This is a genomic window from Nostoc sp. UIC 10890 (assembly GCF_054786515.1).
The window spans coordinates 583,897-602,995 of the sequence record NZ_JBSGKF010000001.1; the positions used below are offsets into that span (position 1 = coordinate 583,897).

The following is a 19,099-nucleotide window of genomic DNA, read 5'->3' on the forward strand; positions in this document are numbered from 1 at the left end:
CACCCTGAAATATAAGGGACGGGCAAAGATGCCCATTCCACAAAACTAGCAAAATCATCCCGCAAATATGCAACGCCTTAAATCAAAGTAAAATTGCCTTGCGTCAGCGTCGTCGTATCAAACGCAGTGAGTATCGCTAGAGTTTGATTACCTATACGAATCTCATTACCAGAGAAAGACAACTGATTGAAACTCAAACCAGCCAAGCCGATTTTATCGCCCTGACCTAAACTAAAATCGGTAATTGTTTCCCGACCTGCGGCTTTCTCCAACACAAAGATGTCGCTACCAGTACCGCCAGTCAAGTTATCATCTCCCTTGTCACCGTCGAGGAAATCGTTACCCCCACCACCAACAAGTAAATCTTGACCGTTACCTCCGATAAGACTGTCGTTACCGTCACCGCCATAGAGTTTGTCATCACCGTTATCACCTTCGAGACGGTCATTACCAGTATCACCAGAGAGTGTGTCTTGGCCGTTACCGCCTAAAAGAGTATCGTTGCCAGTACCGCCAGTGAGTGAATCGTCACCATTGTCACCCACAAGGTTATCATTGCCGGCATTGCCGGAAATCGTATCTTGAGCGTTGAGTCCGTTAATGATGTCGTTGCCGGATGTGCCATTGAGGTTATCGTTATTATTAGTGCCGTTGAGGTTGACCCCAACTGCGACTGTTACCATCGCTACATCTGTGCCACCATTGCCATCGCTGACGGTATAGTTAAAGCTGCCATTACCAGTGAAATTGGCTGTGGGAGTAAAGACGACATTGCCGCTGCCATTTAAGCTGACACTTCCGTTAACACCGTTACTGACAGCAGAGATGCTTAAAGTAGAACTGTCTACATCGGTATCGTTAGCCAATAAGTCGGCACTCAGCAAAGTCAAAGGTGTATTTTGATTGGCGCTAGCAGAGTCATCACCAGCTACAGGTGCATCGTTGACGGGAGTTACCGTTAGGTTAAAGGTATCGTTAGCACTGGCATTGCTGGTATCAGTTGCGGTAACTTTAATGCTAATTGTGCCGTTATTTGGGTCATCGGGTGTGCCGCTAAAGTTGCGAGTATTGGCATTGAAGCTTAACCAGGTAGGTAAGAGGTTGCCGTTAGCGAGAGTGGCATTATAAGTTAAACTGTCACCAGCATCGACATCAGCAAAGGTATTGTCTGGAACGGTAAAGCTGAAGAAACCATCTTCTAGGGTTGTTTGATCTGCGATCGCATTTGCTAAAGTTGGGGCATCGTTAACACCGTTGATGGTCAGGTTCACTGTTGCTGTGCTAGTACCACCATTACCATCGGAGATGGTGTAATTAAAATTGTCGCTGGCAGTAGCACCCGCAGCTAAGGATTCAAATTGACTGTTGGGGTTGTAGCCAAAAGTGCCATTGGCATTGAGCGTTAATAGCGCACCTGAGAGTAAGGTAATTTGATTGCTTACATCAGCAGCATTGCCGTTTACGGCACTGACGGTGAGGATATCACCTGTATCGGGGTCAGTATCGTTGGTGAGGAGATTACCGTTAACAGCATTATCTTCATTAGTGGTTACGCTGTCGTTTGTAGCTGTTGGGTTGTTATTTTGTACTTCGTAAGCTCCGATATCGACTGTGCCGCCGCTAATGCGGTTAAAACCTGTTCCGCGTTGGTCAGTGGCGACACCGGAGGGAACAAGGGCGTTATTGCCAGCGTTGATAGCGGCTGAACCTGTAACTAAAGCGTGGGTTTGGGTACCACCACCGTTATTAGCAAGGGCGGCGATGACTTGGTTAATATTGGTGATGCCAGCCGAGGCAAAGGTGATGTCGCTGCCTGTGCCGATAGTGCCAGATGCTCCAGTAAGGCTACCGATGAGGTTGTTGGCATTGCCTGTGACTGCGCCGGAAATATCAGGGGCTTGATTACTAAGATCGAAGTTACCCGCAATGATGGTATTTTGAACAGTTGGATTGTCATTACTAAAAATTCCTCCGCCACCTGCTACATCGTTTTGGATATTTTTGGCAGTGTTATTAGTAATGGTGCTACTGATGATGGTAGTACTGCCATTAAAAGAGCCTATGCCACCTCCAATGCGATCTGCTGTGTTACCACTGATGGTGCTATTAATTATAGTCAGAGTGCCACTACTATTAACAATTCCGCCTCCAGAGTTGCCCACAGCACTATTGCCACTGATGGTGCTGTTAATTATAGTCAGAGTGCCGGTATTTCCGATACCACCACCGTTAAATGCCTGACTGTTGCTAATGGTGCTGTTAGTAATGGTGAGATTACTATCATTTCGGATCGCTCCACCAAAACCAAATGAACCAGGATTACCATTACCTCCGGTAATTGTCAAAGCGTCAATTGTAGCATCTGTTCCGATATTTAAAATGCTGAACACGTTGGAGGCATTGTTGCCACTCACTGTCAGTTGATTTGCCCCAGTTCCCTGAATGGTGACATCATCAGTAATTAACATTGCCCCAGATGTCAAAGTAATAGTGTCAGGGGTGGCATCGGTAAACACGCTACCTGCAAAAGTAATCGTATTTGCCCCAGCAATGGCATTAGCATTGAGAATCGCTTGCCGCAAAGAACCTTCACCAGAATCGTTGGTGTTGGTGACGATGGTATCATTGTCAGCAATGGTGACAGTAGCTGTATTATTCGTGCTGTTGATAGTGTAACCAGTACCACTGTCCAAGTTAAGTTTTAAGGTTTCGTTTGCTTCGGTTGCAATGTCGTCAATGGCAGCAAGGTTAAGATCCACAAAACTTTGTCCAGCAGCAATGGTCACAGTTAAGGTATTGCCGGAAACGTTGACGCTACCACCACTGAGGGTATAGTCAGCCGTCGAAGCCGTACTAATACCATCAATAGTTAGGTTAATGGTTAAATCCCCTGTGGTGTCGGTGCGAGTTAGGCGATAAACACCGTTGCTACCGCCTTCATTGGCTGTTGGTGTTTGTGCCGTGATGCCGACAGTGGGAGTGGCTGAGGTAACGTTAATTGTGCCGTAGACATCATTGTTATTTGTGGGTGTCCCTGCGTCGTTAGCTGCACTGTTGCTGCTGAAGGTAGGATTACCTAGAGAATCAACAGTAGGCAGAACGGTGGGCATTCCCTGGTTATTGCCGTTGGTGTTAGTGGTGGACTGCATGATGAAAATTGCCCCACCTAAGCCTTGACCGGAGTTAGCACCCGTGCCGCCTGTAGCTGTGTTGTTAGTAAAGCTGGTGTTGCTGAGGCTTAAAGAACCACTGCGGACGAAGATACCACCGCCGAGTCCAGCACCGCCACCACCTTGGCTACTAGAATTACCGTTGCCAGCAGCAAATCCACCTGAGCCTCCAGAGCTGAAACCACCAGCGCCGTTGGAACCACCACCGCCAGCACCGTAGCCACCATTGCCGCCAAAGACAGGAGAGAAACTTGAGCTGAATCTATTACTGAAGCCGCCACCACCACCGAATCCCCCTGCAAAACCCTGATTACCGCTGATGAAACCGGCACCGCCGCCGAAGGTCCACCAACAACAAACAAGCACTGTGTTCGCTATAAAACGCTTCTTTGAGGGCGTTATAAGCAAACCCGACTAACCTTCCCCCACCACTCAAAGCTTCGGTGCGGGTGTAAACTGTGGAACGTTCGCCAGAATTGTTAAACATCCGCGACACATCAAAGGCGTTTTTTCTAATCAGCCGTTCGATACTGTCCATAATCCAAGCCACATTCCGCACGCAGCAAATTACCTTGGAGCCAGGAAATAGCTCCTGAATTAAGGACAATTTGCTACACCACAAGCGGTTAGTATCAAAGATGACTTCTTTATCAGCTTGGGGCTGGTAGAATGTGGAAAATATTGTTAAGGTTAACGCCCGTTTTTGCTCTGGGGTGATGAAGACAGAATACTCGTTGTCTTCGCTCATCGCTTCTAGCATTCGGTTCACCAGACTACCGACGGGGCTAGTCATGCTGGCATGAAACCGGGGATTTTGCCGCAGTAAGGCTCCGAGTAAGGTGGAACCGGAACGAGGTAAGCCGGAGATAAAGTGGATTTTGGCAGTCATCACGATGAATTGGCTTTGATATAAAAGCTTTTGCACCTATGGGTTGTGATTCGACAGGCTAAGCAGTTGTGACAATTTTGCTGCGGTGAAGTGGATTATAGAGCGATGTTTTACGACAAGCCGAAGCAACGCGTCTACGCCTCAGTGACCGCATCGGACAAAGATCCAAGTTTTGACTAAAATCTTTGTCCGATATAATCAGTGCTTATACTTGTTGGCAGTGTTAAACTTTTGCTGTGGCAAAATCGATGATGTAGCGATCGCCTTTTACGTTTAACCTAGCGATCGCTAATCAACTACTACGGTTTTAGTACATTATCAGCAAACTGTCCTTTCACGTTACCTGCGGGAGCATACTGGCAAACTACATAGACGCCATCGTACTTAGTACCCTCAATTGTTGCAGGGCCAGGTGCTGCACCACAGCCTACTTTGGTACTGCCCTTCCAGACTACTTGAGTAAAATGCCCAGTGTCGCCAGAAAATACAGGGTTGTTGTAGTCATAGTCTTTAACTTCGCTGTACCAGCTGTCAACTGCTTCGCTACCTAAGTTTGGTGACTCTCCACCCCAGTATATGTTCTCTCCGACATTGTTTCGATTGGTACTGTGTTCTAAGTCACCTTTAGCTGCTATGGTTTGTGCCCAAGCTTGGGCGCTCTCGTTGAGAGTATTATCAATGGTGACGTTAGGACTTTTATGCTTGGCTCGATGAGTATTGTGTGCAGATACAGCATCGCTACGTAACTTGGCTAAGTCAATAGATGTCTGTCCTAAAACAAGGTGATTACCGATTGCTGCTCCAGTGAGTGCAATAGCTACAGTTGTAGCTGTTGTTAAGGTTAGAGTCGAAAAGAATTTATTCATGATTGTGTGTCTGTTAAGTTAACTTTCCAAGTCAATGCAACTAAAGCGCAACTGGGGAAAAAAAGCGTAAGATTCATCGCCTCATCAATTGAGGCATCATTTTTTAGTTAGGTAATTACCTAAATTTGCTGTAGCGAAATAGATTATATAGCGATCGCCTTTGTGAGCGCATCGTACAAAGATCCAAGTTTTGACTAGGATCTTTGTCCTATATAATTGATACTTATATGAAAGGTGAGAGGAGCGTAGGCGTAAGCCTTGTCGTAGACATCGCCAGCACTCACTCAAGATTGAGGTAAGTTAATTTTTGCAACTTTCATGCATTAAAGGTGCAAGCCAATGCAACAAACTTGCTGGTCGATGCAACAAAGGTGCAAGCCAATACCACTTTGTTGTCCGTCGATACAATTAACGTGCAAGTCGATGCAATAAAGTTGTCGGTCGATGCAATTAAGGTGCAAGTCGATGCAACAAAGATGCAGGGGGAGTGGGCAAACAGTCACCCACCCAAAAGACTTAAACAGAGACAAAGTTGCTTTGTGTCAGCGTCGTGGTATTAAAACCAGTCAGCACTGCTAAAGTTTGATTGCCTAAGCTAATCTGATTACCAGAGAAAGACAACTGACTAAAACTCAAACCAGATAAACCTATCTTGTCGCCCTCACCTAAACTAAAATCAGTAATCGTTTCCCGACCTGCGGCTTTCTCCAACACAAAAATATCGCTACCAGTACCGCCAGTTAAGTTATCATCTCCCTTGTCACCGTCGAGGAAATCGTTACCCGCACCGCCAACAAGAAAATCTTGACCGTTACCACCAATTAGACTATCGTTACCGTCACCGCCATAAAGTTTGTCATCACCGTTATCACCTTCGAGACGGTCATTACCAGCATCACCATACAATGTGTCTTGACCGTTACCACCATAGAGTTTATCGTTCCCAGTACCGCCATAAAGTTTGTCGTCACCATTGTCACCCACAAGGCAGTCATCGCCAGCATTGCCAGAAATGGTATCTTGAGCGTTGAGTCCGTTAATGATGTCGTTACCAGATGTGCCATTGAGGTTATCGTTATTATTAGTGCCGTTGAGGTTGACCCCAACTGCTACCGTCACCATTGCCACATCTGTGCCACCATTGCCATCACTGAGGGTATAGTTAAAGCTGCCATTGCCAGTGAAACCTGCGGTGGGAGTAAAGACGACATTGCCACTGTTATTTAAGGTGACACTACCATTAACAGCGTTACTCACAGCCGTGATGCTTAAAGTAGAACTGTCTACATCTGTATCGTTAGCTAACAAGTCAGCAGCCAACAGGGTTAATGGGGTATTTTGATTGGCGCTAGCAGAGTCATCACCAGCTACAGGTGCATCGTTGACAGGAGTTACTGTCAAGTTAAAGGTATCGTCAACACTGGCATTGCTGCTGTCTTTTGCAGTGACTTTGATGCTAATTGTACCGTTATCTGGGTCATTGGGTGTGCCGCTAAAGGTACGCGTATTGGCATCGAAGCTTAACCAAGTGGGTAGGGCGTTGCCGTTAGCAAGGCTGGCATTGTAGGTTAAGCTGTCATCTGCATCAACATCGGTAAAGGTGTTGGCGGGAACAGCAAAGCTGAAGAAGCCATCTTCTAGGGTTGTTTGGTTAGCAATGGCATTTGCTAGTGTGGGTGCGTCGTTGGCACCGTTGATGGTAACGTTAACGGTAGCCGTATCAGTTCCGCCGTTGCCATCAGAGATAGTGTAATTGAAACTATCGGCAGCAGTTGTTCCCACAGCCAAAGATTCAAATTGACCGTTGGGGTTGTAAGCAAATGTGCCATTAGCATTAAGTGTTAACAGCGCACCAGAAGTTAAAGTAATTTGATTACCGACATTAGCCGAATTGCCGTTGACGGCACTGACAGTAAGGATATCACCTGTATCGGGGTCAGTATCATTAGTTAAGACATTACCGTTAACAGCAGTATCTTCATTTGTGGTTACGCTGTCGTCTGTAGCTGTTGGGTTGTTATTTTGTACTTCGTAAGCTCCGATATCGACTGTGCCGCCGCTAATGCGGTTAAAACCTGTTCCGCGTTGGTCGGTGGTGACACCACCAGGGACAAGGGCGTTATTGCCGGCGTTGATAGCGGCTGAACCTGTAACTAAAGCGTGGGTTTGGGTAGCACCACCGTTATTAGCAAGGGCGGCGATGACTTGGTTAATATTGGTGATGCCAGCCGAGGCAAAGGTGATGTCGCTGCCTGTGCCGATAGTGCCCGATGCGCCAGCTAGGCTACCGATAAGGTTGTTGCCATCTCCATTGACTGCGCCGGAAATATCGGGGGCTTCGTTACCAAAATCGAAGTTACCTGCAATGATTGTGTTTTGGGCGGTGACATTACCAAAATTTAGTAGACCGCCACCATTGCCAGTACCATTGTTATCGGAGTCAGTAGTGTTATTGGTGACGGTACTATTAATCAGATTTAGCGTGCCAGAGTTTGAGATGCCACCAGCGCCATTTTTTGTCGTATTTCCAGAAATAGTGCTATTGGTCAGGTTGGCAATACTTATACTTAAAATGCCAGCAGCATTTACTACTCCCGTATTACCAGAGACGGTACTGTTAATTAGATTGAACGTGCCGTTAAAGTGGGCAATGCCGCCAGCCCCCCCTGCACTGGTAGCCGTATTATTAGAGATAGTGCTTCCCGTTATGTTCAGGAGAGTACCTTGGTTTTGAATACCACCGTAGGTTGTACCTATATTGTCAGAGACGCTACTGTTAGTTAGACTCAAAGAACCAAAGTTAAGAATGCCGCCGATAGATCCATTATTTCCTAAGACGGTGCTGTTAGCTATACTGAGTGTACCGCCATTATAGATGCCGCCATAGTTCCCGGTATTTTCAGAAACACTGCTGTTGAATAGAGTCAGGTTTTCTTGATTAAAAATGCCACCAGCTAAACTATTATCTGTTCCACCCGTAACAGTTAGATCATTAATTACTACACTAATTTGATTGCTATTATTGCCATCATTTACTCGAAAAACAGCAGAGGAATTATTCCCACTAATACTGAGGTTGTTTGCCCCCAGCCCATTGATGGTTAGTGCATCGGTAATATTTAATTGCCCAGAAGTTAAGGTAATGGTATCGGGCGTGGCATCGGTAAAAACACTACCCGCAAAGGTAATTGTATCTGCACCTGCAAAGGCGTTAGCATTGAGAATCGCTTGCCGCAATGAACCTTCACCAGAATCGTTGGTGTTGGTGACGACGGTATCGTTGGCGGCAATGGTAACTGTAGCTGTATTATTTGTGCCGTCAACGGTGTAGCCAGTACCAGTGTCTAAGTTGAGTTTGAGGGTTTCGTCGGCTTCTGCTTGGATGTCATCAATGGCGGCTAGGTTAAGGTCAACAAAGCTTTGTCCAGCAGCAATGGTGACAGTTAAAGTATTGCCGGAAACGTTGACGCTGCCACCACTAAGGGTATAGTCAACTGTCGAAGCTGTACTAACACCATCAATAGTTAGGTTAATGGTTAAATCCCCTGTGGTATCGGTGCGAGTTAAGCGATAAACACCGTTGCTACCGCCTTCATTAGCTATGGCTGTTTGTGCTGTAATGCTGACAGTAGGAGCAGTGACAGGTATTTGTGTACCGTAGACATCATCATTATTGGTGAGAGTTCCCGCATCGTTAGCTGCACTGTTGCCGCTGAAGGTAGACGAACCGACAAAATCGATAGTGCCAAGGACGCTGGGCATTCCCTGGTTGTTGCTGTTGGTGTTGGTGGTGGACTGCATGATGAAGATTGCCCCACCTAAGCCTTGACCTGAAAACGCTGAACCACCTACAGCCGTGTTGTTAGTAAAACTGGTGTCGTTGAGGGTTAAAGAGCCACTGCGAACGAAGATCCCACCCCCCAAGCCAGCACCGCTGCCACCATCAAGAGACAAACCTTTATTACCACCGCCAAAGCCACCCAAGCCACCACCGAAGCCACCGAAGCCACCGCCGCCGCCGTAGCCACCATTTCCACCAGTACTGGGGAAGCCACCACTGCCACCGCCACCACCAAAGCCACCGTTACCATTAAATCCGCCACCACCGAAGCCGCCTTCGGGAAGAGCTTTAGGGTCTCCACCGCCACCGAAGCTGGTGCTACCGCTGTAGCCGCTATTGGAACCACCATCGTAGTTTCCGTTGCCACCGTAGCCACCGCCGCCGCCGCTGGCGTTGCCAAATAGTCCACCGCCGCCGCCGCCGCCATTGCCAAACATACCACCACCGCCGCCACCCAAGCCGGTCGAGCCATTACCGCCTTGTGCCGTATTATTACTAAAAGCGACATTAGTTAGGGAGACATTGCCATCATAAATAAACAAGCCACCTCCCAAGCCAGCACCACCGCCGCCGCCACCGCTACCGTTACCGCCTTTAGCTCGTCCGTTGGTGATGGTTAAGTCAGAAATTCCTACAGTTCCCGACAAGATGAATAAAGGGCGCACGTCGCCATCATCATTAATGCCGTTATTGTTGGCATCGCCACTGATGCTATGGTTGTTACCCACAATGCTGATGTTGCTGTTCACCAGGGTTTTCATTACCCCGGTGACACGGACATCGCTATTAATGGTAATGGTGTCATCCCCTGCTAGTTGGTTCGCTTGGAGGATTGCCCAACTGAGAGTACCTTCAGTATTTCCAAGACCGTTATCTGTAGATTCAGTAACGATGAAATTATTTGATTCTGCTGGCATGGTTTTTTCCTATTGTGTGAATTGAATGAGTAGAGACTTTCACCCGAAAAAAAGGGGAATCAAGATTTAACCGTTGTGTCTGTTGGTTGGGCAACAATCAAATTCGCCAAACTATTGCTAGGATTTGTCCAAAAAGACAACTGATTAAATTGGGTAAATAAATCCGGTGGCAAGATGGTTTGCCTCTCTTGCAACTCGACTTTAGAACGAACTGTGTGCAGTCCTTTCAGGTTGAGTCGGTTGTCAAATTCTGGTGCGTCATATTGGACATTTTCAAAGTCATGGTCGAATGGTTCTGCCTCTAAAAATTGATAAATTAAATGCAAGACTTTATCCGGCTTTTGCGCTAATAAGTCATAATCGACTAACAATAACCGCGAGCTATATTCGCTATAAAAAGCTTCTTTAAGGGCGTTATAGGCAAACCCCACTAACCGTCCCCCTTGACTCAAGGCTTCGGTACGGGTGTAAACGGTGGCGCGTTCGGTGGAGTTGTTAAATAAGCGAGAAACATCAAAGGAGTTTTTTCTGACTAGCCTTTCGATGCTGTCCATAATCCAAGCCACATTCCGCACGCAGCAAATTACCTTTGAGCCGGGAAATAGCTCATGAATTAAGGACAATTTGCTACACCACAAGCGGTTAGTGTCAAAGATGACTTGTTTATCGGCTTGGGATTGGTAGAATGTGGAAAAAATATTTAAAGTTAATGCCCGTTTTTGCTCAGGGGTGATAAAGACAGAAAATTCATTGTCTTCGCTCATAGCTTCGAGCATTCGATTTACTAGACTACCCACAGGGCTAGACATACTGGCGTGAAATCGGGGATTTTGCCGCAGTAAGGCTCCAAGTAAGGTAGAACCGGAACGAGGTAAGCCGGAGATAAAGTGGATTTTGGCACTCATAATGGTTAATTAGCTTGTATTTGTCGCTTGGAGAAATTGAATGTTTCTCTAGGTGGGACATGATTTAATAACGAATTAGCATTGAGGCTAAAAAAAAGCGCAGCGCGATCGTCCCCTATGCTGTCTGCATTGGGGGATGAAAGCTAGCGCTTGATAGTCTGCTGACTAGGCAGTTGTCTAAATTTTTGATGGCGAGATGAATTATATAGCGATCGCCTCAACGACCGCATCGGACAAAGATCCAAGTTTTGACTAGGATCTTTGTCCTATATAATTAATACTTATGTGAATCGTGAGAGTAGCGATACCTACGGTGGGCTACTCCAACGCCTCCATTCTCACAAGACAGAGCAAAGCTAATTTTTGCAACGCTCATGCATTAAAGGTGCAAGTCGATGCAACAAAGGTGCAAGCCAATGCAACAAAGGTGCAAGTCGATGCAACAAAGGTGCAAGCCGATGCAATAAAGGTGCAAGCCGATGCAATAAAGGTGCAAGCCGATGCAACAAAGGTGCAAGTCGATGCAACAAAGGTGCAAGCCGATGCAACAAAGGTGCAAGTCGATGCAACAAAGGTGCAGGGGAAGTGGGCAAACATTTGCCCACCCAAAAGACTTAAACAGAAGTAAAGTTGTTTTGCGTTAGCGTCGTAGTATCAAAACCAGTCAATATGCCCAAAGTTTGATTACCCAAACGAATCTCATCACCAACGAAAGACAACTGACTGAAATTCAAACCAGACAAACCAATCTTGTCGCCTTCACCTAAACTAAAATCAGTAATTGTATCTCGACCTGCGGCTTTCTCCAACACAAAAATATCACTACCAATACCGCCAGTTAAGTTATCATCTCCCTTGTCACCGTCGAGGAAATCGTTACCCGCACCGCCAACAAGAAAATCTTGACCGTTACCACCAATTAGACTATCGTTACCGTCACCGCCATAAAGTTTGTCATCACCGTTATCACCTTCGAGACGGTCATTACCAGCATCACCATACAATGTGTCTTGACCGTTACCACCATAGAGTTTATCGTTCCCAGTACCGCCATAAAGTTTGTCGTCACCATTGTCACCCACAAGGCAGTCATCGCCAGCATTGCCAGAAATGGTATCTTGAGCGTTGAGTCCGTTAATGATGTCGTTACCAGATGTGCCATTGAGGTTATCGTTATTATTAGTGCCGTTGAGGTTGACCCCAACTGCTACCGTCACCATTGCCACATCTGTGCCACCATTGCCATCACTGAGGGTATAGTTAAAGCTGCCATTGCCAGTGAAACCTGCGGTGGGAGTAAAGACGACATTGCCACTGTTATTTAAGGTGACACTACCATTAACAGCGTTACTCACAGCCGTGATGCTTAAAGTAGAACTGTCTACATCTGTATCGTTAGCTAACAAGTCAGCAGCCAACAGGGTTAATGGGGTATTTTGATTGGCGCTAGCAGAGTCATCACCAGCTACAGGTGCATCGTTGACAGGAGTTACTGTCAAGTTAAAGGTATCGTCAACACTGGCATTGCTGCTGTCTTTTGCAGTGACTTTGATGCTAATTGTACCGTTATCTGGGTCATTGGGTGTGCCGCTAAAGGTACGCGTATTGGCATCGAAGCTTAACCAACTAGGTAGGGCGTTGTCGTTAGCGAGGCTGGCAGTATAAGTTAAGCTATCACCAGCATCAACATCAGCAAAGGTGTTGGTTGGAACGGTGAAGCTGAAGAAGCCATCTTCTAAGGTGGTTTGGTTGGCGATGGCATTGGCGACTGTGGGTGCATCGTTAACACCGTTGATGGTGAGGTTAACGGTGGCACTATCGCTGCCGCTGCCATCGCTGATGGTATAGGTGAAGCTATCACTAGCCGTCTGTCCCGTTCCTAGAGATTCAAATTGACTGTTGGGGTTGTAGGTGTAAGAGCCATTGCTGTTGACGGTTAGCAAAGCACCGGAAGCCAGGGTAATTTGATTGCCCACATAGCTAGCATTACCGTTGACCGCCGTGACCGTTAGCGGGTCGTTATTGGCATCGGTGTCATTACTCAGGACATTTCCACTCAGGGGGGTGTTTTCGTTGGTACTGGCATTGTCGTCAACGGCATCAGGGGGAGTGTTATTGCGGAAACCGAAGATGACATAGCTTTCCCCAGCGTTACTGTTGCCGTTGGGGTCGGCATTGGGTGCCCCGATAATCAAGTCATCGATGCCATCGCCGTTGATGTCTCCCGCCTTGCTCACCGAGTTGCCTGAGATGTCTCCTGCATCGATGCCATTGATGACGAAGCCGTTGCTGCCATTGAGACTGGAGAGGTTGAGGCTGCCAGTGGAGCCGACACTGCTGCCGCCAAAGACGACATAACTTTCGCCAGCATTATTATTGCCGTTGGGGGAGGCAAATCTTGCCCCGATAATCAAGTCGTCGATGCCATCGCCGTTGATATCTCCGGCATTGCTCACCGAGAAGCCTGATCTGTCATAAGCATCGATGCCATTGATGACGAAGCCGTTGCTACCATTGAGACTGGAGAGGTTGAGGCTGCCACTGGAGCCGACACTGCTGCCGCCAAACACGACATAACTTTCCCCAGCCAAACTGTTGCCGTTGGGGTCGGCATTGGCTGCCCCGATAATCAGGTCATCAATGCCATCGCCGTTGATGTCTCCCGCATTGCTCACCGAGAAGCCTGAGATGTCAGAAGCATCGATGCCATTGATGACGAAGCCGTTGCTACCATTGAGACTGGAGAGGTTGAGGCTGCCCGTGGAGCCGACACTGCTGCCGCCAAACACGACATAACTTTTCCCAGCAGTTCTGTTGCCGTTGGAGTCGGCATTTTGTGCCCCGATAATCAAGTCGTCGATGCCATCGCCGTTGATGTCTCCCGCATTGCTCACCGAGACGCCTGAGTAGTCAAGAACATCAATGCCATTGATGACGAAGCCGTTGCTGCCATTGAGACTGGAGAGGTTGAGGCTGCCAGTGGAGCCGACACTGCTGCCGCCAAACACGACATAACTTTCCCCAGCATCTCTGGTGCCGTTGGGGTCGGCATTTATTGCCCCGATAATCAAGTCATCAATGCCATCGCCGTTGATGTCTCCCGCATTGCTCACCGAGAAGCCTGAGTTGTCATAAGCATCGATGCCATTGATGACGAAGCCGTTGCTGCCATTGAGACTGGAGAGGTTGAGGCTGCCCGTGGAGCCGACACTGCTGCCGCCAAACACGACATAACTTTCCCCAGCATCTCTGTTGCCGTTGGGGTCGGCATTTCTTGCCCCGATAATCAAGTCATCGATGCCATCGCCGTTAATGTCTCCCGCATTGCTCACCGATCTGCCTGAGCCGTCTCTTGCATCGATGCCATTGATGACGAAGCCGTTGCTGCCATTGAGACTGGAGAGGTTGAGGCTGCCCGTGGAGCCAACACTGCTGCCGCCAAACACGACATAACTTTCCCCAGCATAAATGTTGCCGTTGGGGTCGGCACCGTCTGCCCCGATAATCAAGTCATCGATGCCATCGCCGTTGATGTCTCCCGCATTGCTTACCGACCAGCCTGAGAAGTCACCTGCATCGATGCCATTGATGACGAAGCCGTTGCTGCCATTGAGGTCTGAGAGGTTTAATGATGAATTAGGCATGATTTTTTCCTGTTTTAGTTGTTTTTAGCAATTGAAAACCTTGAGAAATTAGCCGATCGTAATTAGGCGGCGAATTTCATCACTTTTGAGGCCGATGGCCATCGGTCGCCGTACCCCTGGCAAGGCCACCACGTCATACAATTCGGTGACTACGCCCTCTATCCTCAAGCTATGGACGATATCCCCTGTGGTTAAATTAATCACCAGCAATCCACAACGGGGTACGGCATTTTTCACCCGCAAGTTCTCATCCAAAGCCAAACCCGAAAATGTCTTATTATGCCTGGGTAAAGATAGCCCGACAATGGCAAACTCCCCAGCAAAGGTTAGGCCGCGTAGGTAACCCGGACAGAAAGTGACTGGCTCAAATGCTCCCCTTTCCAGGTCAACATAGCCGAATTCTCCGGTTCCCGAATTGAGTAACCACAGCTTGTCTCTGTACCATCGCGGTGAATGGGGCATCGATAGACCACTGACAATTACTTGATTGCTGGTTGTATCGATGACACAACCGCCGTTGGCTCGGTGGTCGCGCCACCCATCGGCCACATCACTCATGCTGGTGGCACTGACGTAGCGCGGCTGTCCGTTGACCATTGCCAAACCGTTGAGGTGACATCTGTCTTCTGCTGCTAGTTTGGAAATAAATGGCGGTTGCCATAGCGGGACGAAACTATGGGTATTGCTGACTGTGGCTAGACAGCTAAATAATGTATTGACAAAGACGATTTGTTCTCCCGAATAAGCCACATCATGCACGTCCAAGTCTCCGGTGACATACCCGACTTGCGGGACGTACAATACGTCATAGCCATTGTGATTTTTGCCAGGCTCTAGGGCATTTTCAAACCGCCACAGTTGATAGAGCGAACTCATGTACAGGCTGTTGCCTTCTGCCCATAAACCCATGCACCGCTCGAAGGTGCGCTCGAAAACTGACAATTTCCCCGACGATTGCAAGCCGATGAAAAATAGCTTGCCAGCTTGATAGGTGCTGATGGACAGACTGAGATTCTGTTCAAATAGCCAGCTAGTAAACTGGCGAGAACCACTGATTTCTAACTCTGGGCGACTGGTTGCTTCTGGCGCTGTTCTAGCTAGGTTGTCATCAGTTGGCTCTTGTTGATGGCTGGAAACTCCAAAGGTGATCATGTCATTGTCGCTGGCGCTGTTAGCTTGAGCGATCGCATTGTGCAATGAGCCAGAGTCGTCGTTATTAGGGTATGTGTTGGTGAATTTCGTCATAAAGTTGAATTTACTAAAACTTGATGGAAGATTTCGCCCTTTTTCTAGCTCTAGTTTGTTCAAAGCTAAGAGTTAAAAAGAATTTATTCATGGTTTTGGTTTCTTGGGTTATCGCCTTTGCGATCGCCCCTACAGCGTATTGCATCCAAACGAGAATGCTATATCTAAGTGGCTCAATACCGTTTTGGCAAAGGAAATAATTTATACCTTTAACTCTCTCTGCCTTTCTTTGTTCAATAATTAATTAGGTTTGATTTTTTGCCCAGAGAAGTTGAATGTTCCTAAAGGTGGGACATTATTTAACAACGGATTAGCATTGAGGTTGAAAAGGCGCAGTGTGATAGTCCCTTGTACTGTTTGCGTTTGGGGATTAAAGGTAGCTTGGTAGTCGGCGCGGCCAATGCTACCTGCTCCTGCACTCCCAGGAAAAGCAAAGGTGATAGACCTAGCACTCACCTTAGTTTTGCCATTACACTTCCAAGCGCCTTGTCCGCTAGTAAAGGGATTGAAAACGTTGGCGACACCACCTTAATTGGAGTCAGTGACAAAAAAGTTACTATCCGCGGTTAGTGTAATGACTCCACGAGAGGAGACGCTTTTATCTGCGTTGAAGATTGTTGTTAGATAAGCACCAGTGACATTAAGGCGACAAGGTGCTGTATTTGCTAGAGTTTCGGGTACGGTGAAGTCGTTACTCCTAGCAACATTAGGACTAGCAAGTAAGGTACTTGCCAAAACTGAACTAAACAATAAAGTATTGCCAAACCAGATTTTATTCATTGTCGGCTGAGGTAATTACTTAAATTTTGCTGTAGCGAGATGGATTATATAGCGATCGCCTCAATCACCGCATCAGACAAAGATCCAAGTTTTGACTAGGATCTTTGTCCTATATAACTGTTACTTATACTAGATTTCTTGCTTTCATTGGTTTTTGCACTCTTGGGGGAAAAGGGTAAAGGTTAAAGGTTAAAGGGGAAGGGGATAATACAGAACCTTTTCCCCTTTTCCCCAAAACCCGACAAGTATTGACAAGTGATAGAGAGTTTTGCAGGATTCTCATCTATGAAAAAAGCGATCGCACAAGTAATGTCAAATGCGATCGCTCTGTTAAAATGTCTTAATTTTACTTAGCTCATGATGTGACTGACTTTTTGCGGCTAGGACGCTTGTAGTCCGATTTTTTCTTCAATCCTACTGCTTGAGCTTGATCGCTATCTAATCCATATTGTCCGCGCACAACTTGTTTCATTGCTAATACTGTATTGTGAAATTCCCATTCTGCTAATCGTGCAGCATCAGCCGCAGCACGGTATAAAGCTTGTTTTTCGGTTTCGGCTTGTTGCTGGGCTAACATAGCTTGATAAGCTTGCTGTAATTTGACAGCAGAGGCATCAGCACGGTTAGTTTCATAGGTACTGACGGTTTGTAAACCGTACCATGAACTTACATCTTCACTAATTAATTGAGGGCGCAAACGGCGTGTTGTATTTTGGGTAGCCATATTAGCATACTGTTATCAGTTATGTATTTAATGTACCCATTGACACTATAAAACTATCAGTAAAGTAGAAGATTTACAGCACTTTTCATTTATATGAAGTTTTTAGGCAGGAGGCACGAGGTAGAAGACAGGAGTGAGAAGAATAACCTAGACATCTCCAAAAAATAATGTAGAGACGTAGCAATGCTACGTCTCTACAGGATTTTCGGTTAACGCAGAATTAATTTCTGGAGATGTCTAATGAAAGCTGCTGTAATACAACAAAGGTGCAACCCGATGCAACAAAGGTGCAAGTCGATGCAACAAAGGTGCAACCCGATGCAACAAAGGTGCAACCCGATGCAACAAAGGTGCAACCCGATGCAACAAAGGTGCAAGTCGATGCAACAAAGGTGCAACCCGATGCAACAAAGGTGCAACCCGATGCAACAAAGGTGCAAGTCGATGCAACAAAGGTGCAACCCGATGCATTTAGCTAATTTAAGAATAGAGAATCTATATAGAAAAAGCGAAACGTTTCTATTTAAGTGATATTACTTATTTGGTACTAGATATAAATTTTTAAGGCAATAAGTAATGACTTTGATTCTAACCGTTCTAAATATAGTTGCTGGTATTAGCCTATATGTTGGTCTTTTACACTTGATAATTGCCTCTGCGCGATTAAAACCTGCACTAAACTTCTGCTTTGGGTTAAGCTGCTTGGCCGTTGCTGGTTCTATTTTGGCTCTTATAGCTGAATATAAAGCCATGAATGTAGACGATTACATAAATGCCAGAAAACTACTAACTTCTGTCGGATATGCTTACGGCATAAGTACTGCTTGGTTTGTGGCTCTCTATACGAATTTCAGACCAGTGCGTTTAATTTTAGTAATCAATATCCTGTACTTTATCAGCCTGTTAATCAACGAAATTTCTCCTACAGGGATTCTCTACTCTCATATCAGCCACCTATCAAGTATTTCTTTGCCTTGGGGCGAATCGATTCCTCACCCAGAAGGTACGCTCAATCCCCTATTCAGTTTGCAATTATTAGCTTTGATCGGTAATACTGTTTTCCTTTTTTTTGCCTGTTACTTTCAATATCGGCGCGGTGAGAAGCAAGCGGCACTCACTCTCGGACTAAGTTTGGCAATTTTAATCGCAACTGTTCAACACGATCGCCTGGTAGATTTGGGAAAGATCAAATTTATATACATGGCTGAGTTTGGATTTATGTCCTTCGTGATAATTATGAGTCTACGCTTATCCAAAGATTTAATCCAAGCGGTGAAACTACAAGAACAATTGTTAGAAAGCGAACGGCTACGAAAAATTGCCGTGGAAGTCGAGCGAAATCGGCTCGCCCGCGACTTACACGATTCAGTCTCGCAGACATTGTTTACTGTAGCGACCATTGCTGAAGCTTTACCTAGAGTTTGGAAACGCAACCCAGGCATAGCCCAACAAGGATTAGAGGAACTCGCCCAACTCACACAAGGGGCGTTAGCAGAGATGCGAAATTTACTAATCGAGTTACGTCCCGATGGTTTAGCAGAGAAACCATTAGGTGAATTAATACAGCAGTTAACCAAGGCAATTTCTGGACGAGCAAGTTTACAGATAACAACAACGGTAGAAGGCGATTTTCCTTTATCTAATGAGGTAAAACTTGTCTTCTACCGGATTACTCAAGAAGCACTGAATAATATTATTAAACATGCCCAAGCAACGCTTGTGTCAGTCAGCCTTGAGTACGATTCACAAAAGATAGTCTTGCGTATCAGCGATAATGGCTGTGGTTTTGACTCCAGACAGATACCGATACCATCTAGCCATTTGGGAATAGCAATTATGAAAGAACGAGCTGAGTGCATTGGCGCTAATTTCCATTTGTCAAGCCATTTAGGAAGGGGGACTGAGATTTCCCTAAGTTGGTCACTCCCTATCTTGAAAATAGGGAATCAAGAATAGAAAATTGATAATTGGGAATCAGGCATTAGGCTGGGTACAAATAAACTTAACTAGATACAATCGACATTTTTGCTTTTTTATAGCTCAATAGTAAGGTTTGTAGACGCATTTACTTTTCGTAATATAATTCACTTCAATTCATATAAGTTTGTTTTTTCGCTT

13 protein-coding genes are annotated in these 19,099 nt (G+C 46.3%); 3 read left to right on the plus strand and 10 right to left on the minus strand.

Going from position 1 to position 19,099, the window contains the following annotated elements; all coding sequences use genetic code 11:
- Positions 1–77: 77 nt before the first annotated feature.
- From ACWATR_RS02490 to ACWATR_RS02510, 5 genes are all read right to left on the minus strand, one after another.
- Positions 78–3,536 (minus strand): beta strand repeat-containing protein, encoded by a 3,459-nt coding sequence (locus ACWATR_RS02490; protein ID WP_460329192.1) that lies wholly within the window; start codon positions 3,534–3,536, stop codon positions 78–80.
- Positions 3,481–4,095 carry a sulfotransferase gene (locus tag ACWATR_RS02495; protein WP_460329194.1) on the minus strand — a complete coding sequence of 205 codons (615 nt, stop codon included), beginning with the start codon at positions 4,093–4,095 and terminating at the stop codon, positions 3,481–3,483. The genes ACWATR_RS02490 and ACWATR_RS02495 overlap by 56 nt, the downstream gene beginning before the upstream one ends.
- 263 nt (positions 4,096–4,358) lie before the next feature.
- Positions 4,359–4,925 carry a CAP family protein gene (locus ACWATR_RS02500; protein WP_460329196.1) on the minus strand — a complete coding sequence of 189 codons (567 nt, stop codon included), beginning with the start codon at positions 4,923–4,925 and terminating at the stop codon, positions 4,359–4,361.
- A gap of 516 nt (positions 4,926–5,441) precedes the next feature.
- The gene (locus ACWATR_RS02505; protein WP_460329199.1) at positions 5,442–9,683 is read right to left on the minus strand and encodes a beta strand repeat-containing protein; all 4,242 of its coding nucleotides are present in this window, start codon (positions 9,681–9,683) and stop codon (positions 5,442–5,444) included.
- Positions 9,684–9,742: 59 nt separating this feature from the next.
- Positions 9,743–10,588 carry a sulfotransferase family protein gene (locus ACWATR_RS02510; RefSeq protein WP_460329201.1) on the minus strand — a complete coding sequence of 282 codons (846 nt, stop codon included), beginning with the start codon at positions 10,586–10,588 and terminating at the stop codon, positions 9,743–9,745.
- Between the two features lie 292 nt (positions 10,589–10,880).
- Here ACWATR_RS02510 and ACWATR_RS02515 point away from each other — a divergent pair, with 292 nt between their 5' ends.
- On the plus strand, positions 10,881–11,216 hold the full coding sequence (locus tag ACWATR_RS02515; RefSeq protein WP_460329203.1) for a hypothetical protein: 336 nt from the start codon (positions 10,881–10,883) through the stop codon (positions 11,214–11,216).
- On the opposite strand, the gene ACWATR_RS02520 is transcribed toward ACWATR_RS02515, so the two are convergent.
- The 5 genes from ACWATR_RS02520 to ACWATR_RS02540 form a co-directional block, all read right to left on the minus strand.
- Positions 11,203–14,232, minus strand: a complete 3,030-nt coding sequence (locus ACWATR_RS02520) for an Ig-like domain-containing protein (protein WP_460329205.1) — start codon at positions 14,230–14,232, stop codon at positions 11,203–11,205. The genes ACWATR_RS02515 and ACWATR_RS02520 overlap by 14 nt on opposite strands.
- Before the next feature lie 48 nt (positions 14,233–14,280).
- Positions 14,281–15,477, minus strand: a complete 1,197-nt coding sequence (locus ACWATR_RS02525; protein WP_460329208.1) for a TIGR03032 family protein — start codon at positions 15,475–15,477, stop codon at positions 14,281–14,283.
- Between the two features lie 240 nt (positions 15,478–15,717).
- Positions 15,718–15,933, minus strand: coding sequence for a hypothetical protein (locus ACWATR_RS02530; protein ID WP_460329211.1), 216 nt, complete (start codon positions 15,931–15,933; stop codon positions 15,718–15,720).
- A 72-nt stretch (positions 15,934–16,005) separates the two neighbouring features.
- Positions 16,006–16,257 carry a hypothetical protein gene (locus ACWATR_RS02535; protein ID WP_460329214.1) on the minus strand — a complete coding sequence of 84 codons (252 nt, stop codon included), beginning with the start codon at positions 16,255–16,257 and terminating at the stop codon, positions 16,006–16,008.
- A gap of 355 nt (positions 16,258–16,612) precedes the next feature.
- Positions 16,613–16,981 (minus strand): hypothetical protein, encoded by a 369-nt coding sequence (locus ACWATR_RS02540; protein WP_460329217.1) that lies wholly within the window; start codon positions 16,979–16,981, stop codon positions 16,613–16,615.
- Between the two features lie 233 nt (positions 16,982–17,214).
- Between ACWATR_RS02540 and ACWATR_RS02545 the strand changes: the two genes are divergently transcribed.
- Entirely contained in the window at positions 17,215–17,460 is a 246-nt protein-coding gene (locus tag ACWATR_RS02545; protein ID WP_460329219.1) for a hypothetical protein, read from the plus strand.
- Positions 17,461–17,557: 97 nt separating this feature from the next.
- Positions 17,558–18,937 (plus strand): sensor histidine kinase, encoded by a 1,380-nt coding sequence (locus ACWATR_RS02550; RefSeq protein ID WP_460329222.1) that lies wholly within the window; start codon positions 17,558–17,560, stop codon positions 18,935–18,937.
- The last annotated feature ends 162 nt before the right edge of the window (positions 18,938–19,099 follow it).

Excerpts from the sequence above, each read along its gene's own strand:
- ACWATR_RS02540 (WP_460329217.1), bottom strand. The coding sequence starts at position 16,981 with ATGGCTACCCAAAATACAACACGCCGTTTGCGCCCTCAATTAATTAGT.
- ACWATR_RS02505 (WP_460329199.1), bottom strand. The coding sequence starts at position 9,683 with ATGCCAGCAGAATCAAATAATTTCATCGTTACTGAATCTACAGATAAC.
- ACWATR_RS02520 (WP_460329205.1), bottom strand. The coding sequence starts at position 14,232 with ATGCCTAATTCATCATTAAACCTCTCAGACCTCAATGGCAGCAACGGC.
- ACWATR_RS02510 (WP_460329201.1), bottom strand. The coding sequence starts at position 10,588 with ATGAGTGCCAAAATCCACTTTATCTCCGGCTTACCTCGTTCCGGTTCT.
- ACWATR_RS02535 (WP_460329214.1), bottom strand. The coding sequence starts at position 16,257 with ATGAATAAAATCTGGTTTGGCAATACTTTATTGTTTAGTTCAGTTTTG.
- ACWATR_RS02550 (WP_460329222.1), top strand. The coding sequence starts at position 17,558 with ATGACTTTGATTCTAACCGTTCTAAATATAGTTGCTGGTATTAGCCTA.
- ACWATR_RS02525 (WP_460329208.1), bottom strand. The coding sequence starts at position 15,477 with ATGACGAAATTCACCAACACATACCCTAATAACGACGACTCTGGCTCA.
- ACWATR_RS02500 (WP_460329196.1), bottom strand. The coding sequence starts at position 4,925 with ATGAATAAATTCTTTTCGACTCTAACCTTAACAACAGCTACAACTGTA.
- ACWATR_RS02545 (WP_460329219.1), top strand. The coding sequence starts at position 17,215 with ATGTCTAATGAAAGCTGCTGTAATACAACAAAGGTGCAACCCGATGCA.